Here is an 18335-nt window from a genome sequence, read left to right on the forward strand (position 1 = left end):
TCTGCATGACCTCGCTCGGACCCTTCCTGCTGGGGGCGCCGCTGGCCTTGCTGGCGGTGCTGGCGCTGCCGCTGATCTGGTGGGTGCTGCGCGCGACGCCGCCCGCGCCGAAGGAGGCAGAGCTGCCGTCGCTGCGGCTGCTGGACGGGGTTGAGCCGCGCGAGGAGACGCCGGCCCGCACGCCCTGGTGGGTGTGGCTGATCCGGACACTGGCGGCGTTGGCGGCGATTGCGGGCCTCGCCCAGCCGGTCTGGGCGCCCGGCGCATCCAGCCGCGAAGGCGCACCTTCAGGTCCGGTCCTGATTGTGATCGACAATGGCTGGCCGTCCGCCCCGCGCTGGGGCGAGCTGACCAATGCGGTGAGCGCAACGCTGGACATCGGCGAGCGGGACGCGCCGGTGCACTTCTTGCTGACCGCGCCGCAGCAGCTGAATGCGGATCCGGCCGAGCGGCTGTCGCGGGCCGACATGCAGCGCCGCCTGCCCGGCCTGCGCCCGCAGCCCTGGCCGGTGGACCGGGCCGATGCGCTGGCGCGGCTGGAAGCCTCCGGTATCCGCCCGGCGCGGATATTCTGGGCGAGCGACGGGCTGGAAAGCCCGGGCGGCGCCGAATTTGCGGCGGCGCTGGCCGCGCGCGCACCGCTGACTGTGTTTGCTGCGCCAGCGGATGGGCCGGTGGCGATCACCGGGCTGACAGCAGGGCCGGATTCGGTGACGGTGCGGCTGAAACGGGCGAACACCCGCGGGACGCCGCGCGCCTTTGTGGCTGCGCTGACACAGGATGGATCGGCGCTCGGCTCAGCCGAAGCGGTGTTTGCCGAGGGCGCGCGCGAGGCGGAGGCGACGTTCCGCATCCCGGCGGCAGCGCTGGCACGGGTGGCGCGGTTCAATGTGACGGGCCGGAGCGGCGCGGGCACGGTGTGGCTGTGGGATTCGGCAGACAGGACCCGGCGGGTTGGCCTGGTCGATGCCGGGATGCAGGCCCAGCCGCTGCTTTCTGACATGCATTACATCCGCAAGGCGCTGGAGCCGTTCGCGACGATCACCTCCGGTGATATTGCGAGCCTCGTGGCGGCGGCGCCGGATGCGATCATCCTTTCTGACGTGGGCCAGATCCCGGTGGAAGAAGCCGCGCAGCTGGCAGGCTGGGTGGAGGCCGGCGGCGCGCTGATCCGGTTTGCCGGGCCGAGGCTGGCGACGCAGGGGGACGATTTGTTGCCGGTGAGCCTGCGGCGATCATCGCGGGCAATCGGCGGCGCGCTGGCCTGGGAGGAGCCGCAGGGGCTTGCCCCCTTCCCCGAGGCTTCGCCCTTTGCCGGATTGCCGGTGCCAGCCGATGTGCGCGTGCGCCAGCAGGTGCTGGCACGGCCGGAGCCGGACCTTGCGGCGAAGACCTGGGCGCGGCTGGCGGATGGTTCGCCGCTGGTGACGGGCGCAGCGCGTGGGCAGGGCATGCTGGTGCTGTTCCACATCACCGCCGGGCCGGAATGGGGCGACCTCGCCTATTCCGGCGTGTTCGAGCAAATGCTGCGCCGAGCGATTGCGGCCGGGCGCGGCGAGGCCGTGGACACCGAGGAAGGCACCTACATGCCTCAGCTGTCGCTGGACGGGTTCGGGCGTTTGACGCCGGCAAGCCCCGGCGCGGCGCCGCTGAGATCAGGAGAATTTGCGGGCGTGACCCTTTCGGAGACGCATCCCCCCGGGCTCTATCAGGGGCCGGCAGGCACACGGGCACTGAATGCCGGCGCAGGCGCCGAACCGCAGCTGATGCGCGACTGGCCCGACACAGCAGAATTGCTGGGCGATGCCGAGGCACGGGCGATCCGGCTCGCCGGCCCGCTGGTGGGATTTGCGGCGCTGCTGCTGGCGCTGGACCTGTTTATCGCCTTGTTCGTGGCCGGACGGCTGCGCGGATTGCGGCTGGCGCGCGGGGCGGGCCTCGCCGTGATCGCAGGCGGCGCGCTGCTGATGATAGTGCCAGGAGAGCCTGCGATGGCGCAGGGAAGCTATGAGCTGCGCCCGGACGGAACATGGCGGGCGATTCCCCAACCTTCGACGCGGGTGGTGGCAGCGCCGCCGGGATCAACACCGCAGAAGCAGATCGACGCCGCGCTGACGATGCGGTTCGGCTATGTCGAGACGAATGACCCGGCGCTGAACCTGCGCACGCGGGCGGGCCTGCGGGGACTGTCCTCCATCCTCAACATGCGCACATCGGTGGAGCCGGCCGAGCCGCACTCCCTGAACCTCGAGACCGACGCGCTGGAGCTTTACCCGCTGATCTACTTCAACGTGCCCGACAGCGCGGCGCCCTTGCCTGACCGGGCCGTGCAGCGGCTGAACGCCTACCTGCGCGCCGGCGGGGCGCTGGTGATCGACACGCGCGCGGGCGGGGATGCCAGCCGGCAGACAGACGTGACGCGGCTTGAGGCGCTGCTCGCCGGGCTCGACGCCCCGCCGATGCAGCCGATGCCGCAGAACCATGTGCTGACGCGCAGCTTCTACCTGATTGATGATGTGCCGGGGCGCTTTGCGGGCCGGCGCCTGTGGATCGAGCAGGTGGGACAGACGGGCGAAGTGCGTGGCGACGGGGTCTCGCGCCTGTTCATCGGGGACGCCGACTGGGCCGCAGCCTGGGCCATTGATGAGAATGGCCGCGACCTTTACTCCGTGGACGGAGGGGCGCAGCAACGCGAGACCGCGCGGCGTTTCGGCATCAACCTCGTCATGTATGTGCTGACCGGCAGCTATAAGGACGATCAGGTGCATATCCCCGCGCTTCTGGAACGGCTGGGCGAGCGCGATGACGGGATGCCTGATCCGCGCCTGCCGACCCGGATCAGGGATTGAGCGTGGCGATGAACGAAGCGGTGCGCCTGACATTTGAGCCGTTCCTCGGTTGGCCGATGATCTGGCTGCTGGCTGGCGTCGCCGTGCTGGCCTGGGCGGCGTATTTCTTTCTGCGCGGACGGGCCTGGCTGACGCGCGCGCTGGGCCTTGTGCTGCTGACGCTGGCGCTGACTAATCCGGCGCTTGTGCGTGAGGAGCGCGAGCCCCTGCCTTCAGTGGCCGCGCTGATCCTTGACCGGTCGGAGAGTATGCAGTTTGGCAACCGGGCAGCCGCAGCCGAAGCGGCCTACCGCGCGATGCAGGCGCGCCTCGCCGAAGACCCGTCGCTGGAGGTGCGCATGCTGGAAACCAGCCCCGGCGATGACGGCACCTATCTTTATGGCGCGCTGGAGGGCCTGCTGGCGGATGTGCCGCGTGACCGGATTGCCGGAGCGATCCTGATCACCGACGGACAGGTGCATGACCTTCCGGATACGGAGCAGGCGGCGCGGCTGATCGGGCCGCTGCACGGGCTGATCGCGGGTTCGGACGCGCTGGGAGACCGGCGGGTGCAGATCGTGGAGACGCCGAATTTCGGTATTGTCGGCGAGCGGGCCCGGCTTGTGGTGCGCGCCGATGATCCCCGCGGCGGCATGATCAACCTGGATATTTCGCTGAATGGCGGACGGCCGGAACGGGTCCGGGTTGCCTCTGGCGAGGATACGCCGATCCCGATCGAGATCGAACGGCGCGGCGAGAATATTGTGGTGATCGAGGCCGCGCCCGGACCGGAGGAGCTGACGCTGGCGAACAACCGCACGGCCGCCAGCATCGCCGGGGTGCGCGACCGGCTGCGTGTGCTGCTGGTGACGGGCAAGCCGAACCAGGCGGGGCGCGTCTGGCGAGACCTGTTAAAGTCCGATCCGTCGGTTGACCTTGTCCACTTCACCATCCTGCGCCCGCCCTTCAAGACAGATTATGCGCGGCCCGAAGAACTCGCCCTGATCGCCTTCCCGACAGAGGAATTGTTCGAGGAAAAGCTAAGCGATTTCGACCTGATCATCTTTGACCAGTATGAGCGCCAGGGCGTGATCACGCAGGCTTACCTTGCCAATATGGCGCGCTATGTGGCCGATGGCGGCGCGCTGCTGATCGTGGCGGGCGAGCAGTTTGCCGGGCCGGCGAGCCTCGCACGGTCGCCGCTGGCGTCGGTGTTGCCGGCCTCGCCCACGGGGATCATCCGCACCGGTGATTTCATCCCGGCCCTTACGAGCGCTGGCCGGCGCCATGCCGTGACCGCGCCGCTGGACGGGCAGCGCTGGGGCGGCTGGATGCGCTATATCGAGGCGACCGCTGTGGGCGGCGACGTGTTGATGAGCGGGCCGGACGGTCGCCCGCTGCTGATCGTTGACCGGGTGTCGAATGGCCGGGTCGGGATGCTGATGTCGGACCAGATCTGGCTGTGGGCGGGCGGGCATGATGGCGGCGGGCCATTTGCAGAACTGATCCGGCGCATCGTCCACTGGATGATGAAAGAGCCGGAGCTTGAGGAGCGGCGCCTGTCGCTGGCCATCGAAAATGACCAGGCGCGGATCGAGCTGCGCACACTGCTGGACACTGCGCCGCCGCTGGAGATCGAGACGCCGGAGGGCGACATCGTGCAGCCGGCCTGGCGCCCGGCAGGGCCCGGCGCGTTCGAGGCCGAAGCGCCGGTCGCGGGGCTGGGCATCTACCGCGCGCGGGCGGGCGGGCTGGAGGCGATTGCGCTGAAAGGCCCGGCGAACCCGCGCGAATATGCAAACCTGGAATCGACACCGGACCTCATCGCGCCCGTAGCAGCGGCGACAGGCGGCGGCGTGTTCCAGCTGAACGCAGCCGGAAGCAACGTGCCGGAAGTGCGCCGCATCGGGAACCAGCGCAATGCTGCGGGCGCAAACTGGCTTGGCCTGCGCGAGCGGGGCGCCTATGCGGTGCGCGCCTCGACCAGCGAGGCGCTGATGCCGGGCATCCTGACCGTCAGCGCGCTGATCATGCTGCTGCTGCTGGCCTGGCGCCGGGAGGGCCGCTGAGCCCGCCGGGGCCGCCGCCCATGCGCTTGTTCCGCCGGCTGACCGCCCAGATCAGGAAGAGCGGCGGTATGGCAGCGAGCGGTGTGAGGGCGAAATACACCGCAAAGCCCTGCATCGACGAACCGGTGGCCGCCTGGAGGGCTTCGACACTGACACCGGCGAAACCGCCGAGGAAGTTGCCCAGCAGGGTCATGAGAGATGAGAGCAGCGCGAACTGGGCCGCAGTTGCGATGGGGTTTGTCAGCCGGCTTGCCCAGGCGACCATCGCGGCAGTTGCCATCCCGCCGCTGAAGCCTTCGAACACGGTCGCCCCGGCCCAGACGAGTTTCGATCCGCCGGAGAGGGCAAGGATACCAAATCCGGCATTCGATACGCCCGCAAGGATGACGGCAATGGCCATGGCCGGCAGGGTGCCGAAGCGCAATCCCATCAGCCCGGCGACGACCACACCTGCCAGCGTAGCGGGGAAGCCGACGACCGTGCGCATGCCCGCAATCTCCGTGGTCGAGAAACCAAGGTCGATATAGAGCGGGCCAACCATGGGATTGTTGATGCCGTCCGTGACGAAATAGAGCGCAACGAGCGGCAGGTAGATGAAGACGCCGCTCCCATGGTCCTGCCAGAAAACCTTCAGGGGACGGACGAGCGCTGCGCCGACCGAGGCGAGGCCCGTCATGGGCGCAAAATCGCGGGGCTTTTCCGGCTCCCGGGCGAGGAACAGGGCAGCAAGGCCCGCAAGCCCGCCCATGGAGGCGATCGCGTAGGCGGTCTGCCAGCCGATGAAGGCCGAGGCAGCGAGCAAGGGCACATTACCAAGGAAGTAGCCGGTGCGCAGCCCGAGGATGTAGGCCGAGGCCATCAGGTCCTGTTCGGCGTCGTGCGCGCTTTCGATACGCCAGGCATCGACGGCAATGTCATGCGTGGCCGAGGCAAAGGAAGTGAGCATCGCGAAGGCGATGAAGATGCCAAGGCCGCCGGAGGGGCCGGTGGCGGCCATGCCGAGAATGCCGAGGATGACGAAGACCTGTCCAACCAGCATCCAGGAGCGGCGATGGCCGAGGCGTTTGTGCAGGTATGGCAGGCGGATCCAATCGACAAACGGGGCCCAGAGGAATTTCGTGGAGATGAAAATCCCGATCCAGCCCATGAAGCCGATGGCGGCGAGCGCGATGCCTTCCTGGCGCAACCAGAAACCCATCGTCGAGCCGACGAGGACGGGCGGCATGCCGGTGGCGATGCCGAAGATGACCGCGATGGCAACCTTGGGCTGGCGCAGGGCAGCGAGGACTTCGCGTATGCCTGTCTTTGGCCGTACAGGTTCGTCCTGGGCGGTCACCAGTTCTGACATTTTTTTCCTCCCGCCCCGCCTGGGGGTCCCCCTCCCCGCTTCATGCAACGAGCGGAGTTATGGTGAGGGCGGCGCAGCGGGTTCTCGGGGCAAATACTGTCAGCGCCTCAGGCAGTGCGCAAGCAGATATCAACCGGCTGTAACCAGGCCTTCCAGCGTGGCGGCGTCCCCGGCGAGATCGCGGATCATCACACGGGCCTGGTCCTGCGGGCCGGGGAAAGAGAGGCGGTTCCGGTCGGCCAGCCGGAAGCCGGCGCGGCCGAACAGGCTCGGCGCGCCGATGAGGATGGCGGCGGGCCAGCCGGCAGCCTTGCCGGCCTCCAGCGCGGCTTCGGTGATCTGGAGGCTGAGCAGATTGCCGCGATAAGCCGGATCAACCGCGACCGGGCCACAAAAGAGCGCGCGGGTTTGCGCAGGCCCGACGCGGAGCGGCCAGACGCGGCAGACACCGATGACGCGGCCATCTTCCAGCGCGACGCGGCTGATCTCGGGCAGCGAAGCTGAATACTCCCGCAACCGCTCGGCCGTCTTTGCAAAGTGGCCCGGGCCGAAGGTGCGGTCGAACAGGGCTTCGATCGCATCGGCGTGGAGGGCGGGCGTTTCGGGGACTATCTGGATCATCGAGGGCGCGCTGTAGGGCGCATTGCGCGCGCCCGCAAGCAACCCTTCTGCAGGAGGCGAACAGGCGGGCCTTAAAAACGCGCGTCGGGATCTGTCAGCAGGCTGTAGGCGACATGATGCTTCAGCGCTTCGGTGAGGGCGGCGGGGTCACCGGCGAGGCGGTCTGGCGGGATCGTCTCTCCGAAGGTCATCCGGAATTTTGAGCCGCGCTTGTTCAGGAGTTCATTGAACAGGGTGATGTCTCTCAGTTCGTTCGAGAGGTCGCAGAAGAGGTAATAGAGCGCCGAATTGCGAGCATCGAGATTGAGCGGGACGATCGGGGCTTCCTGCTTGCGGGCGAGGCCGACAACGGTCGGGAACCAGTCCTTTTCCAGCAGGCGCCCGGCTTCGCGATAGGCCAGACGGCCCGATGGGAAGATTACGACACATTTTTCCTGCGCAAAGGCTTCAGCGGCGCGCTTCAGGGTCTCTCGGGTCTTGGCGGGGGAGCGTTTCTCCACCACCCATTCGACCGGGATGATCACATCCTCAAAGCGCGGATTAACGCGGATCGCATCCGCATTGGCGAAGAAGACGATGTCATCGCGCACCTTCTTCAGCAGGTCCCAGACCGCGACACCGTCGGCAAGCCCGGTCGGGTGATTCGCCGCGACGATGCAGCGGCCCTTGGCAGGCAGGCGCTCGATCCCGGAAACGGTCAGGTCAAAAGCCAGCTGGCGGGAGAGCCGGTCGAACGACTCCCGGCCCGGCAGCGCGATGAGTTCATCCGCCATGGCGCGGGCCTTGCGGTAGCCGAGCATCGAATAAAGCAGCGGACGCGCAACCGGCCAGGCAGGGCTGCCGCGCAGTTTCGGGCAGCGCTCTTCGATCAGGACATCAACGATATGCGCGTCGCGGCGCTCCTCAGCCGGCAGGAATGCCGCCAGCGTGCCTGAAGCACGCGGCTGAACCGGAACGGGCTCGCTCATCTGGCTGCAGGCCTCCCACCTGTCAGGATTATGACACAAGCATAGGCTGGCTGCCGGCCTTCGGGAAGCGGCTGGCAACATGAGGCGTCTGCCCCCCTGCAAATCGCTGAAATTTCAACACTTCGGAAAGTTTCGTTTTACCAAGGCGCAACCCGGAAGTGGCAGGGTGAACACAGACGGGGAGACGGGTTAACCCGTGAGCGCCCGGTACAACACAGCGTCCAAGAGGTTGAGTTTCATGAAAGTGCTTTGGATCGAGGATCACGAGCCGGTGCGGACCATGCTGGCGCATGCCGCTGACAAGGCCGCGCGCGCGCGCATTCCCGTTGACCTCGTTCTGGCGGAAGGCCTGCTGGCGGCTGAGGCACGCCTGCGCCTCGAGCGCTTCGACCTCGTGGTCGTGGACCTGCAACTCCCCGAGACTGGCAATGATGTCGACATGGCCGTGGCCCGCGTCGCCAATATGGGCAAGCACCGCGTCGCGGTCGCCTCTTCGCGCCCGGAGCGCGATGAAGTGGTGGCCTCCGCAGCGCGCTGCGGCGCGAACATCCATCCGCAGGCCGTGTTCAAGGCCAGCCTGAACTTCAATCGCTTCATCCAGCGTCCGGATTCCTTTGAGGATTTCCTGCTGGAGCTGATGCCTGCAGCCAAGGCAGCCAAGCCCGTTCGCGCAGCGTGAGCGCTGCGGGGCGCTTGCCCCGCCTGCACCCGGCTTGCTAAGCCGCAGGGATGATGATGCGGGCTGCCTTTCGCTGCCCTGCCCTGCGGAAGGCATAGGCGGCGATGACAGCTTTTCCGGTCACCCTGACCCTGATCGCGCTCAACGTGATCGCGAGCCTGATCGCGTTCCGAAATGCCCGGTTCTTCAATCAGAACGTGCTGTGGGTGGAGCCCATGCGCGAGCGGGGCGAATGGCACAGGCTGATCAGTTCGGGCTTCCTGCATGTCAACGGCCCGCACCTGTTCCTCAACATGTTCGGCCTGTTCATGTTCGGCCCTGTCATCGAGCGGGTGCTGGGCGGCACGAATTTCCTGCTGGTGTACCTAGCGGCGCTGATCGGCGGCAGCCTGTGGGGCTATCAATGGAATCGGGACAATCCGGATTACCGGGCAGCCGGCGCATCGGGCGCACTCTCAGGCATCGTGCTTGCCTTCTGCATCATTGATCCCTTCTCGATCCTGCTGGTCTTCTTCGTATTGCCGATGTGGGGGATCGTGTTCGGTATCGTCTATATCGGCATCAGCTACCTGTTCTCGCAGCGCGCGGACCGCGTAATCGGGCATGAGGCGCACCTTGGCGGGGCCGTAACGGGCCTTGTGACCGCGCTGCTGGTAGAGCCGAGGATCTGGACGAATTTCGTCAACCAGCTTGCCGAACGCATCGGCTGAGCAGGGGCGCAGGCGATGGGCGGGGTGGTGCAGCAATACGAAGCGCGGGTGTCCGCCGGAACGCTGAGCCGGGACCCGGCGCAGGCCGCCGCAGCAGAACAACTGGACGCACTCGCGCTGCGTCTATCCAAGGGACGCAAGGGCGGGCTCTTTTCGAAGCCGGAACCGGAACGGGGCCTTTATCTCTGGGGCGGGGTCGGGCGCGGCAAGTCGATGCTGATGGACCTGTTCTTTGCGCAGGCCGCCATTCAGCCCAAACGGCGCGTCCACTTCCATGAATTCATGGCCGAGGTGCACGAACGCCTCGATACCTGGCGGCGGATGAGCGAGGCAGACCGCAAGCGCTCGCCCTGGCGGGTCAAGGGCGCCGGCGATGACCCGATTGCGCCGGTGGCAAAGCAGGTCTCGGCCGAGGCGCGCCTGCTGTGCTTTGATGAGTTCCAGGTGACGCAGATCGCCGATGCGATGATCCTTGGCCGGCTATTTGCGATGCTGTTCGAGGCGGGCGTGACGGTGGTCGCGACCTCCAACCGGCATCCCGACGCGCTCTACAAGGACGGGATCAACCGGCAGCTGTTCCTGCCTTTCATCGAGCTCCTGAAACAGCGCTGCGCTGTGTTCGAGCTTTCCTCTGCGCGCGATTACCGGCTGGATCGGCTGACCGAGGCGCCGGTCTGGTACACGCCGCTGGGGGCATCAAGCGCGGCGGCGCTGGACCGGGCCTGGGACCGGCTGACGCTTGGCGCAGAGCCGCAACACTGTGTGCTGACAGTGAAGGGGCGCAAGCTGGAGGTGAGCCGCGAAGCAGCGGGCGTTGCGCGTTTTACCTTCGATGAGCTCTGCGCAAGGCCGCTGGGGCCGATCGACTACCTTGCGATCGCGGGTAATTTTCACACGCTGATCCTGGAAGGCGTGCCGAAACTTTCGGCGGACAAACGCAATGAGGCGGCGCGCTTCGTGAGCCTGATCGATGCACTGTATGAGGCGAAGACTAAGCTGGTGGCGAGCGCGGAAGCCGAGCCGGACAAACTTTATCCGGCGGGCGACGGGGCGTTCGAGTTTGAGCGGACAGCAAGCCGGCTCTATGAGATGCGCTCGGCGGACTACCTCTCCGAGGCCCGCCGCGAGATCGAGGCGCAGAGGCCGTGATGCCAGCCGCAACGCCTTGCTTGCAGGCAGGGCGCGGGGTGCCTACCTGACCCTTGTGAAGGCTCCGCTTTCCCGGGCGCTGCCTGACCGGACACGCACACGTGATCCGGCCGGGTTCGTTTGGGCCGGCCTCTTTCATAACCCTGCCCTATTTCCTATTTATGCAAATGCGTGATGAGTGAATTGCGCGCGCTATCAGGCGACGCCGCCGCAAAGCGGGGCTAAGCCTGACATTGAGCTCTGAGGACGGGGAATGGCCGCCGCAGACGGGGCCGGTTCCCAATGGAGGACGATATGGCGAATACCACTGCAAAGACGAGTTCTGTTGCCCTGAGTCCCGAGCAGGGACTTAGCCGGTATCTGAGCGAGATCCGCAAATTCCCGATGCTCGAGAAGAATGAGGAATTCATGCTGGCGCGCCAGTGGCGCGACCATGAAGACACCGAAGCGGCGGAAAAGATGGTCACCTCGCACCTGCGCCTCGTGGCGAAGATCGCGATGGGCTATCGCGGCTATGGCCTGCCGATGGCGGAGGTCATCTCCGAGGGCAATGTCGGCCTGATGCAGGCCGTCAAGAAGTTCGATCCGGACAAGGGTTTCCGCCTCGCGACCTATGCGATGTGGTGGATCCGTGCGGCGATCCAGGAATACATCCTGCGCAGCTGGAGCCTTGTGAAACTGGGCACGACGGCCGCGCAAAAAAAGCTGTTCTTCAACCTGCGCCGCCTGAAGGGCGAGATGCAGGCGCTGGAAGAAGGCGACCTGAAGCCGGAACAGGCGCGGCTGATTGCCGAGAAGCTGAACGTAACCGAAGACGAGGTCTATTCGATGAATGGCCGGATGAGCGGGTCTGACGCCTCGCTCAACGTGCCGATGGGCCAGGACGGCGACATGGAGTGGCAGGACTGGCTGGCCGATGACGAGCCGGGCACTGCCGAGACTTATGCCAACCGCCAGGAACTTGATGCGCGGATGGAGCTGCTGACGCAGGCGATGTCGGAACTCTCCGAGCGCGAACAGCATATCCTGACCGAGCGGCGTCTGATCGACGAGCCGAAGACGCTGGAAGAGCTGTCGGAGCAGTACAATGTCAGCCGCGAGCGCATCCGCCAGATCGAAGTGCGCGCGTTCGAGAAGCTGCAGAAGACGATGAAGCGCCTTGCGAAGGAACAGGGCCTGCCAGTCGGCGCGTAAGGCGCCTCACACGCCCGGCTACTGGACACAGGCCGCGCTCTGCAGGGCGCGGCCTTTTTCGTTTCTGGAACCGGTGCCGAGGATTGCCGGAACTGATCCTGCGCTGCTGCGTTCAAGCAGCAGAGAAGGAGTGTGTTCCATGCCTTTCCGAAAGATGACGCTGATACTCGCCGCAACGCTGGGCCCGGGACTTCTGGCGTATGCGGATCCCCCGCCCCACGCACGGGGCCATACGCTGCCGCCGGGACTTTCGAAGATGGGCCATGTGCCGCCGGGCCAGGCGAAGAAGATCTGGGGCAAGGGGCAGTACCTGCCGGGCGAATACCGGGCGCGGCATATCGAGAATTGGCGCCGCCATAATCTGCGCCAGGCGCCAGACGGATATCGCTGGGTGCAGGTGGACCGGGACGCGTACCTCATTGAAATTGCCAGCGGGCTGATCGCCGAGGCGCTGATCGGTGTGCTGCTGAACTGATTGAAGCCGGCGCCGGAAGCGGGCATGGGAGGCCATGCCGCTGATTGAGATTTCCGACCCATCCGACCCGCGCCTCGAGGCCTATGTCTCGGTCCGCGAGCGCGATCTTGTGGGCGGGCATGGCGGGCGCTTCATCGTGGAAGGCAAGGTGACGCTGGGCACGCTGCTGACGCGCAGCCGGTTTCCCGTGGAGAGCCTTTTCCTGTGCGAGACGCGGATTGATCCGCTGGCGGAGCTGCTGGCGCGCATACCGCAGGATGTGCCGGTCTATGTGGCGCCGCAGGGCGTGATGGATGCGGTGGCCGGGTTTCCGGTGCACCGGGGCGTTCTGGCCTGCGGGCGCAAGGGGGATATTCCTCTGCCTGCGGAGTTTTTGGAGAAACCCCTTCCTAGCGAGGGGGAGACGACGTCCACGCTGCTCCTGCTGTCGGAATTGTCCAATCATGACAATGTCGGCGCCTGTTTCCGAAATGCGGCGGCGTTCGGGGCGAGCGGAGTGCTGCTGGATGCGGCCTGCTGCGACCCGCTTTACCGCAAGGCCATCCGGGTTTCATCCGGCGCGAGCCTGTGGCTGCCCTATGCGCAGGGCGGCACGGGCGGAGAGATGATCGCAGCAGCGGAAGCGGCAGGATATGATGTGTGGGCACTGACGCCGCGCGCCGATGCGGAGCCCCTGCCCGCGCTGGCAGTTCCGGCCCGTGTGGCGCTGCTGCTGGGCGCGGAAGGGCCCGGCTTGCCGGCGGAGATGATTGCGCGGGCCAGGCCCGTGCGTATTCCGATGGCGGAGGGTTTTGACAGCGTCAACGTGGCAACGGCCGCCGCAATTGCGCTGGCGCATGTGTTTGCAGCGCGGGGGTAAGGCACATAGCTCAAGCTGAGCTCACATGCGGAGCACCCCACAAGCAAAGCGCAGGCGCAGCGGCGCTGAGCCCGAAGGGCTCAGCAACAGCCGCGAGCAATCTTCAAAACACCCGCGGGCGTTCGTTGCGCTCGACATGAAGGCCGCACTCGGTCTTCTCCTGGCCGGCCCAGCGGCCGGCGCGGGGATTGGACGGATCGTCCGCAGGCTGGGTACACGGCCAGCAGCCGATGGAGGGGTAGCCCTGCGCCACCAGCGGATGGCGGGGCAACTCGCGCTGTTCCATGAACAGCTCCACATCGTCCGGCGTCCAGTTGGCGAGCGGGTTGATCTTGAACCGGCCATCGGCGAATTCGAACACCGGCAGGCTCATGCGGGCGCCTCCATGGAACCGCTTGCGGCCCGTGATCCAGGCGGAGAAACCATCGAGCGCCGGCTCGAGTGGGCGCACCTTGCGCAGCGCGCAGCAGGCGTCGGTATCCGCTTTCCAGAGCGCGCCCTTGGGGTCGAGCACCTTGCGCTCGGTTTCGTTTGGCTTGATCGTACGCACACCGGTGAGGCCAAGGCGCTCGACCAGCTCATCACGGTAATCCAGCGTCTGCGGGAAATGCATACCGGTGTCGATGAACACGACCGGCAGCGAAGGGTCCACATCCGCAATCAGGGCCAGCATCACCGCGCTCTCGGCCCCGAAGCTCGACACATAGGTCATCTCGCCTGGCCATTCGCGGATGATTGCCGCGCGCAGGATCGTCTGCGCCGAAGCCTGGCGCAGCTCACCATTCAGGCGGGCGAGGCGGGCCACCGGATCGGTCTCTGGCGTGATGATCGGGCATTCAAAGGCCATGGAGCCGGGCTTTCACGAGGTGCTGCGCTTGCGGAAGGCTGCCTGGGCTGTATCGGCGGCGGGCTGGTAGACCACGCTGAATTCGCTCAAGGCTTCCACCACTTCAGATACGGCCGCGCGGCGGGTTTCGTAAGCATCGAAGCCTGAACGGTTCATGTAGAATATCTGATCTCTGAGCACATGGCCGACCGCGCGCAGCTCCCCGGTATAGCCATACCGGCGGCGCAGGAGCTGGGCCTGACTGTAGCCGCGCCCGTCGGTATAGCGGGGGAAGTCAATCTCGATCAGGGAGAGGCCATAGAGGTAAGGCAGCAGCTGCGCCGGCTCGTCAGCCGGCCCGAGGCGGACGCCTTCCGCTGTGCGCCCGCGCTCCTGCCCCGTTGCTATGGCGAGAAAGCGGCCGAGCGACACGGTGTAGCTGCCGGCGGCCGGGATAACTGCCCCGTCGGGCACGAAGGTCCACTCATTGGCGATCTCGGCGCCGGTTTTTTTAATCAGCGGCATAGAGCGCCTCCTGGAAGGGCTGGTGGCCGAGGCGGGCGAGCGTGTCGATGAAGGGCTCGTCCTTCGAGGCGCGGTGGGCGCGGTAGTATTCAACGACGCGGCGGATCGCGCCCGGAACGTCTTCTGCCTTCAGGCCCGGGCCGACGATCTGGCCGAGGGCGGCTTTCTCATCGGCGCGCCCGCCGAGGAGGATCTGGTAGAACTCCTCCCCCTTCCGGTCGACGCCGAGGATGCCGATATGGCCGACATGATGGTGGCCGCAGGCATTGATGCAGCCGGAAATGTTGATGTGCAGCTTGCCGATATCCTCCTCATAGGCCGGATCGGCGAACAGCTTCTGCACCTCCATCGACACGGGGATGGAGCGGGCATTGGCGAGGTTGCAGTAATCGAGGCCCGGGCAGACGATCATGTCCGTGATCCGGCTTTCATTCGCGGTGGCGAGCCCGGCAGCGTCCAGCGCTGTGTAGATTTCCGGGACGTCATCGAGCGCCACATGCGGCAGGACGAGGTTCTGCGCATGGCTGACGCGGATATCTCCGTACCCGAACTTTTCGGCGAGGCCTGCGACAAGGTCCATCTGGTCTGCCGTTGCATCCCCGGCGGCTACACCCTGCGGCTTCAGGCTGACCGTAACCGAAGTGTGGCCCGGCGCCCTGTGAGGATGCAAATTCACCCGCGCCCAGCGCGCGAAGGCCGGATCGGCTATCTTCGCGGCTTCAAAATGCTTTGACACGGGCGGCTTCTGTACCAGCGCGGGCGGCGCAAAGTAGGCATGGATGCGGTCAATCTCCGCCTGCGGAAGGGCTATCTTCTCGGACGGGCGCTGGGCGGCGTACTCTTCCTCGACCTGGCGGATGTATTCGGCCTCGCCAAGCTCGGACACGAGGATCTTGATGCGCGCCTTATACTTGTTGTCCCGGCGGCCATAGCGATTGTAAACGCGCATGATCGCTTCGAGATAATCCAGAATCTCCGTCTCCGGAACAAATCCGTTGACGAGAGTTGCGAGGTGCGGCGTGCGCCCCTGCCCGCCGCCGACCCAGACTTCGAAGCCCGTGACGCCGCCGCGCTGGCGGATGTGAAGGCCGACATCATGCACGCGGATCGCCGCGCGGTCATGCTCGGCTGCCGTGACCGCGATCTTGAACTTGCGCGGCAGGAAGGCGAATTCCGGGTGGAAGGTCGACCATTGCCGGATGATCTCGCACCAGGGGCGCGGGTCGAGAAGTTCATCCCGCGCGGCGCCGGCGAAATGATCCGTGGTCACATTGCGGATGCAATTCCCGGAGGTCTGGATGGCGTGCATCTCGACCTCGGCAAGTTCCTGCAGGACATCCGGAATATCTTTCAGCGCCACCCAGTTATACTGGATGTTCTGGCGCGTCGTGAAATGGCCGAAGCCGCGATCATACCTGCGCGCAATGTGGGCAAGGCGGCGCAGCTGGCGCGGATCCAGCTGGCCATAGGGAATGGCGACGCGCAGCATATAGGCGTGGAGCTGCAGATAGACGCCGTTCTGCAGCCGGAGCGGCTTGAACTCGTCTTCCGTCAACGCGCCGGAGAGGCGGCGGTCGACCTGGCCGCGGAATTGCGCGACCCGCTCGGCCACAAGCCGGGCGTCAAACTGATCATAACGATACATCAGGCAGGATTCCTGGCGTGCTGGATGCCGAGCGCGTCTTCGGTGCGGAGCACCCAACTGTCTACGGAGGGGTAGGCAGCGAGATCGAAGCCGCCTTCATGGGCCACGCGGGTATAGGCGACAAGGGCGATGTCCGCGACAGACAGTCCGTTGCCGACAAACCAGTCGCGCCCTTTCAGGCGGCCTTCCATGACCGAGAGAGCCAAGTTTCCCTTCACGGAGAGCGCGGGATCAATGTCCGTGTCCGGCTTCTTGAGATAATGCTTCTGGTAACGGCGCACGGCGATGGCGGTTTCGTGGGAGTACTGTTCCCAGAACAGCCAGCTGAGCGCTTCGGCGCGCTCGAAACTGCTTTCGGGGATAATGCGCGAGCCTTCGGCGAGGTAGAGCATGATGGCATTCGATTGCGGTAGCACCCGGCCATCCGGCCATCGCGCGACGGGCACCTGCCCTGCCGGATTGATCGCGAGGAATTCCGGCTGGCGCGTTTCGCCCTTCACGACATCGACGTTTATCCATTCATGAGCGATGCCGAGGAGGTCTGCGGTCCATTTCGGCTTCAGGCAATTGCCTGAGCCAGGATCGCCGTAGAGCATGAATCCGGATTTCGGCGCGCGGCTCATCAGGCGGTCTCGAGTTCCGGGGCCGCGAAGCTGCGGGCAGCTTCAGCGCGCATTGCCTCGCGCAGCGCCTCGCGGCCGGTGATCTCGCCGCTCGCGGTGACTTCCATGAAATAGGGGTCGGTGACGCGGGCTTCCTGCTTCAGCGAGGCGGCAAGGCGCGCTTCGGCCTCCTCGCCGGTGAAGACGCCGAGCCGGCGGACATCCTCCGTCCACGATCCATCAGCGGCGAGCCAGATGGAGCGGCCGGTGGCGGTATCCCAACCGGTGACGGCTTTGGGGGTTTCAGGCTTCAGCTTCGGGCGGACAGAGGTCATGCGTAGGACTCCTCAGGCAAGGCAGGAAGGCGGGGCGCTGCAAACAGCGGGGATGCGGCAGCTTCGGAAAGGATGGAGGCGATGCGGCCCTGTTCTGCGGGCAGGCCGGCAACCTCGCCGATGATCAAGAGCGCAGGGCCGCGAATGCCTTCCTCCTCGATCAGGAAAGGCAGCTCGCCCAGCGTGCCGAACACGCGCAGTTCATCCGCCCGCGTTCCATTCTCAATGACGGCAACAGGCGTGCTGGCGGCGCGGCCAGCCGCCATCAGGCGCTCCGCAATGGTGGGCGCGGTGTCGACGCCCATGAAGACGACGACCGTCTGCGCCGGGCGCGCGAGGGCGGCCCAGTCAAGATCCGGCACGCCGCCTGCGCGGGCATGACCGGTCACGAAAGTCAGCGTCTGCGCATGGTCGCGGTGGGTGAGCGGCACGCCGGCGGCTGCGGCACATCCGAGGGCGGAGGAAATGCCGGGCACGACATGAACCTCAATTCCCGCGCCGCGCACGGCTTCAAGCTCTTCCCCGCCCCGTCCGAAAACGAAGGGATCACCGCCCTTCAGGCGAACGACGCGCAGGCCTTCCTGTGCAGAGGCGATCAGGCGCTGATGAATTTCCGGCTGGGGCACCGAATGGTCGCCCTTCGACTTGCCGACCGGCACGCGGGCCGCGTCGCGCCGGATCAGCGTCAGGATCTCCGGGCCGACGAGCCGGTCATAGTAGACGATGTCGGCTTCCTGGATGAGGCGCAGCGCCTTGAGGGTGAGAAGTTCCGGGTCGCCCGGCCCAGCGCCGACGATATGCACGACACCGCGCGGCGCACTGGTATCGCGGGCAGCAGCGCGCAGGAGGCTTTCGGCGCGGTCCAGATCGCCCGCATAGGCGGCTTCGGCGGCGGGGCCGGACAGCGCGCGCTCCCAATAGCGGCGGCGGGCGGTCTTGTCCGGGATCGCCGCCGACACGAAGCCGCGCAGCGATCCGGCGAGCGCGGCGAGATCACCTGCGCGCTGGGGTACGAGAGCTTCCAGCTTGGCACGGAGCGTCTTGGCGAGGACGGGCGCAGAGCCACTCGAGCCGATGGCGGCCACGATCTCGCCCCGGTCGAGGATCGAGGGGATGGTGAAGTCACAATCTTCCGGCTGGTCGACGACATTCACCGGAATGCGCGCGGCGCGTACGGCAGCAAGGGCCGCAGCGCGCAGGGCGCCGTCCGCCTCGGCAATGATGGCAAGGCGCGCGCCGGTGAGGCCCCGCTCCAAGGCCGCGCGCGGCAATACGGTCACGCGCCCGATGAATTCGGCGCCGAGCGCGGGGTCGTCAAAACCGCCGATCAGCACAAGCTCTGCCTCAGACGAGGCGAGCAGACGCAACTTGCGCGCGGCTTCCTCGCCGCCGCCGATCACGGCGATGCGGGCGCCTTCGAGATTGAAGAAGGCGGGAAACTGGCGCATGGCGGGACTTTCTCGTTTAGCGGCGCTACAGGGACGCCTGCACAAAACCCGCTT

General features: G+C 66.3%; 17 protein-coding genes. 8 read left to right on the plus strand and 9 right to left on the minus strand.

All coding sequences use genetic code 11. The features are described from left to right. Nucleotides 1-5 precede the first annotated feature (5 nt). A complete protein-coding gene (locus tag ACK4SV_RS07685; RefSeq protein WP_409917233.1) occupies nucleotides 6-2849 on the plus strand; it encodes a DUF4159 domain-containing protein in 2844 nt (947 codons plus the stop codon). An 8-nt stretch (nucleotides 2850-2857) separates the two neighbouring features. Beyond that, on the plus strand, nucleotides 2858-4897 hold the full coding sequence (locus ACK4SV_RS07690; protein WP_409917279.1) for a hypothetical protein: 2040 nt from the start codon (nucleotides 2858-2860) through the stop codon (nucleotides 4895-4897). On the opposite strand, the gene ACK4SV_RS07695 is transcribed toward ACK4SV_RS07690, so the two are convergent. The 3 genes from ACK4SV_RS07695 to ACK4SV_RS07705 form a co-directional block, all read right to left on the minus strand. Further along, the gene (locus tag ACK4SV_RS07695; protein ID WP_409917234.1) at nucleotides 4857-6245 is read right to left on the minus strand and encodes an MFS transporter; all 1389 of its coding nucleotides are present in this window, start codon (nucleotides 6243-6245) and stop codon (nucleotides 4857-4859) included. The genes ACK4SV_RS07690 and ACK4SV_RS07695 overlap by 41 nt on opposite strands. A gap of 129 nt (nucleotides 6246-6374) precedes the next feature. Further along, nucleotides 6375-6866: a GNAT family N-acetyltransferase gene (locus tag ACK4SV_RS07700; protein WP_409917235.1), complete on the minus strand. Its 492-nt coding sequence runs from the start codon at nucleotides 6864-6866 to the stop codon at nucleotides 6375-6377. 71 nt (nucleotides 6867-6937) lie between these two features. Beyond that, entirely contained in the window at nucleotides 6938-7834 is an 897-nt protein-coding gene (locus ACK4SV_RS07705; RefSeq protein ID WP_409917236.1) for a 1-acyl-sn-glycerol-3-phosphate acyltransferase, read from the minus strand. Between the two features lie 238 nt (nucleotides 7835-8072). On the opposite strand from ACK4SV_RS07705, the gene ACK4SV_RS07710 reads away from it, so the two are divergent. From ACK4SV_RS07710 to ACK4SV_RS07735, 6 genes are all read left to right on the plus strand, one after another. Continuing rightward, entirely contained in the window at nucleotides 8073-8513 is a 441-nt protein-coding gene (locus tag ACK4SV_RS07710; RefSeq protein WP_409917237.1) for a response regulator, read from the plus strand. Nucleotides 8514-8617: 104 nt separating this feature from the next. Continuing rightward, the gene (locus ACK4SV_RS07715) at nucleotides 8618-9223 is read left to right on the plus strand and encodes a rhomboid family intramembrane serine protease (protein WP_409917238.1); all 606 of its coding nucleotides are present in this window, start codon (nucleotides 8618-8620) and stop codon (nucleotides 9221-9223) included. Nucleotides 9224-9238: 15 nt separating this feature from the next. Then, nucleotides 9239-10372 carry a cell division protein ZapE gene (gene zapE, locus ACK4SV_RS07720; protein ID WP_409917239.1) on the plus strand — a complete coding sequence of 378 codons (1134 nt, stop codon included), beginning with the start codon at nucleotides 9239-9241 and terminating at the stop codon, nucleotides 10370-10372. A 294-nt stretch (nucleotides 10373-10666) separates the two neighbouring features. Next, entirely contained in the window at nucleotides 10667-11566 is a 900-nt protein-coding gene (gene rpoH, locus ACK4SV_RS07725; RefSeq protein WP_409917240.1) for an RNA polymerase sigma factor RpoH, read from the plus strand. A 139-nt stretch (nucleotides 11567-11705) separates the two neighbouring features. Further along, nucleotides 11706-12041: an RcnB family protein gene (locus ACK4SV_RS07730; RefSeq protein ID WP_409917241.1), complete on the plus strand. Its 336-nt coding sequence runs from the start codon at nucleotides 11706-11708 to the stop codon at nucleotides 12039-12041. Nucleotides 12042-12075: 34 nt separating this feature from the next. Further along, nucleotides 12076-12900, plus strand: coding sequence for a TrmH family RNA methyltransferase (locus ACK4SV_RS07735; protein WP_409917242.1), 825 nt, complete (start codon nucleotides 12076-12078; stop codon nucleotides 12898-12900). Nucleotides 12901-13003: 103 nt separating this feature from the next. Here ACK4SV_RS07735 and ACK4SV_RS07740 read toward each other — a convergent pair whose 3' ends face one another. Genes ACK4SV_RS07740 through cysG form a run of 6 tightly spaced genes read right to left on the minus strand, consistent with a single transcriptional unit; the run spans nucleotide 13004 to nucleotide 18281 of the window. Then, nucleotides 13004-13747, minus strand: coding sequence for a phosphoadenylyl-sulfate reductase (locus ACK4SV_RS07740; RefSeq protein ID WP_409917243.1), 744 nt, complete (start codon nucleotides 13745-13747; stop codon nucleotides 13004-13006). Between the two features lie 12 nt (nucleotides 13748-13759). Further along, nucleotides 13760-14251, minus strand: coding sequence for a DUF934 domain-containing protein (locus ACK4SV_RS07745; protein WP_409917244.1), 492 nt, complete (start codon nucleotides 14249-14251; stop codon nucleotides 13760-13762). After that, nucleotides 14238-15896: a nitrite/sulfite reductase gene (locus tag ACK4SV_RS07750; protein WP_409917245.1), complete on the minus strand. Its 1659-nt coding sequence runs from the start codon at nucleotides 15894-15896 to the stop codon at nucleotides 14238-14240. Before ACK4SV_RS07750 ends, ACK4SV_RS07745 begins: the two co-directional genes overlap by 14 nt. Further along, the gene (locus ACK4SV_RS07755) at nucleotides 15896-16519 is read right to left on the minus strand and encodes a glutathione S-transferase family protein (protein WP_409917246.1); all 624 of its coding nucleotides are present in this window, start codon (nucleotides 16517-16519) and stop codon (nucleotides 15896-15898) included. The genes ACK4SV_RS07750 and ACK4SV_RS07755 overlap by 1 nt, the downstream gene beginning before the upstream one ends. Next, nucleotides 16519-16833, minus strand: a complete 315-nt coding sequence (locus tag ACK4SV_RS07760; protein ID WP_409917247.1) for a DUF2849 domain-containing protein — start codon at nucleotides 16831-16833, stop codon at nucleotides 16519-16521. Before ACK4SV_RS07760 ends, ACK4SV_RS07755 begins: the two co-directional genes overlap by 1 nt. Next, complete coding sequence (gene cysG, locus ACK4SV_RS07765; protein ID WP_409917248.1) at nucleotides 16830-18281, minus strand: siroheme synthase CysG; 1452 nt, start codon at nucleotides 18279-18281, stop codon at nucleotides 16830-16832. The genes ACK4SV_RS07760 and cysG overlap by 4 nt, the downstream gene beginning before the upstream one ends. Nucleotides 18282-18335: the final 54 nt, after the last annotated feature.

Origin of the sequence: Hyphomonas sp. (assembly GCF_046313735.1) — a bacterium.
Taxonomy (GTDB): Bacteria; Pseudomonadota; Alphaproteobacteria; order Caulobacterales; family Hyphomonadaceae; genus Hyphomonas.

Bases quoted from the DNA above. Each gene is read 5' to 3' on its own strand.
- ACK4SV_RS07685 (WP_409917233.1), top strand. From the start codon at position 6: ATGACCTCGCTCGGACCCTTCCTGCTGGGGGCGCCGCTGGCCTTGCTG.
- ACK4SV_RS07690 (WP_409917279.1), top strand. From the start codon at position 2,858: ATGAACGAAGCGGTGCGCCTGACATTTGAGCCGTTCCTCGGTTGGCCG.
- ACK4SV_RS07695 (WP_409917234.1), bottom strand. From the start codon at position 6,245: ATGTCAGAACTGGTGACCGCCCAGGACGAACCTGTACGGCCAAAGACA.
- ACK4SV_RS07700 (WP_409917235.1), bottom strand. From the start codon at position 6,866: ATGATCCAGATAGTCCCCGAAACGCCCGCCCTCCACGCCGATGCGATC.
- ACK4SV_RS07705 (WP_409917236.1), bottom strand. From the start codon at position 7,834: ATGAGCGAGCCCGTTCCGGTTCAGCCGCGTGCTTCAGGCACGCTGGCG.
- ACK4SV_RS07710 (WP_409917237.1), top strand. From the start codon at position 8,073: ATGAAAGTGCTTTGGATCGAGGATCACGAGCCGGTGCGGACCATGCTG.
- ACK4SV_RS07715 (WP_409917238.1), top strand. From the start codon at position 8,618: ATGACAGCTTTTCCGGTCACCCTGACCCTGATCGCGCTCAACGTGATC.
- zapE (WP_409917239.1), top strand. From the start codon at position 9,239: ATGGGCGGGGTGGTGCAGCAATACGAAGCGCGGGTGTCCGCCGGAACG.
- rpoH (WP_409917240.1), top strand. From the start codon at position 10,667: ATGGCGAATACCACTGCAAAGACGAGTTCTGTTGCCCTGAGTCCCGAG.
- ACK4SV_RS07730 (WP_409917241.1), top strand. From the start codon at position 11,706: ATGCCTTTCCGAAAGATGACGCTGATACTCGCCGCAACGCTGGGCCCG.
- ACK4SV_RS07735 (WP_409917242.1), top strand. From the start codon at position 12,076: ATGCCGCTGATTGAGATTTCCGACCCATCCGACCCGCGCCTCGAGGCC.
- ACK4SV_RS07740 (WP_409917243.1), bottom strand. From the start codon at position 13,747: ATGGCCTTTGAATGCCCGATCATCACGCCAGAGACCGATCCGGTGGCC.
- ACK4SV_RS07745 (WP_409917244.1), bottom strand. From the start codon at position 14,251: ATGCCGCTGATTAAAAAAACCGGCGCCGAGATCGCCAATGAGTGGACC.
- ACK4SV_RS07750 (WP_409917245.1), bottom strand. From the start codon at position 15,896: ATGTATCGTTATGATCAGTTTGACGCCCGGCTTGTGGCCGAGCGGGTC.
- ACK4SV_RS07755 (WP_409917246.1), bottom strand. From the start codon at position 16,519: ATGAGCCGCGCGCCGAAATCCGGATTCATGCTCTACGGCGATCCTGGC.
- ACK4SV_RS07760 (WP_409917247.1), bottom strand. From the start codon at position 16,833: ATGACCTCTGTCCGCCCGAAGCTGAAGCCTGAAACCCCCAAAGCCGTC.
- cysG (WP_409917248.1), bottom strand. From the start codon at position 18,281: ATGCGCCAGTTTCCCGCCTTCTTCAATCTCGAAGGCGCCCGCATCGCC.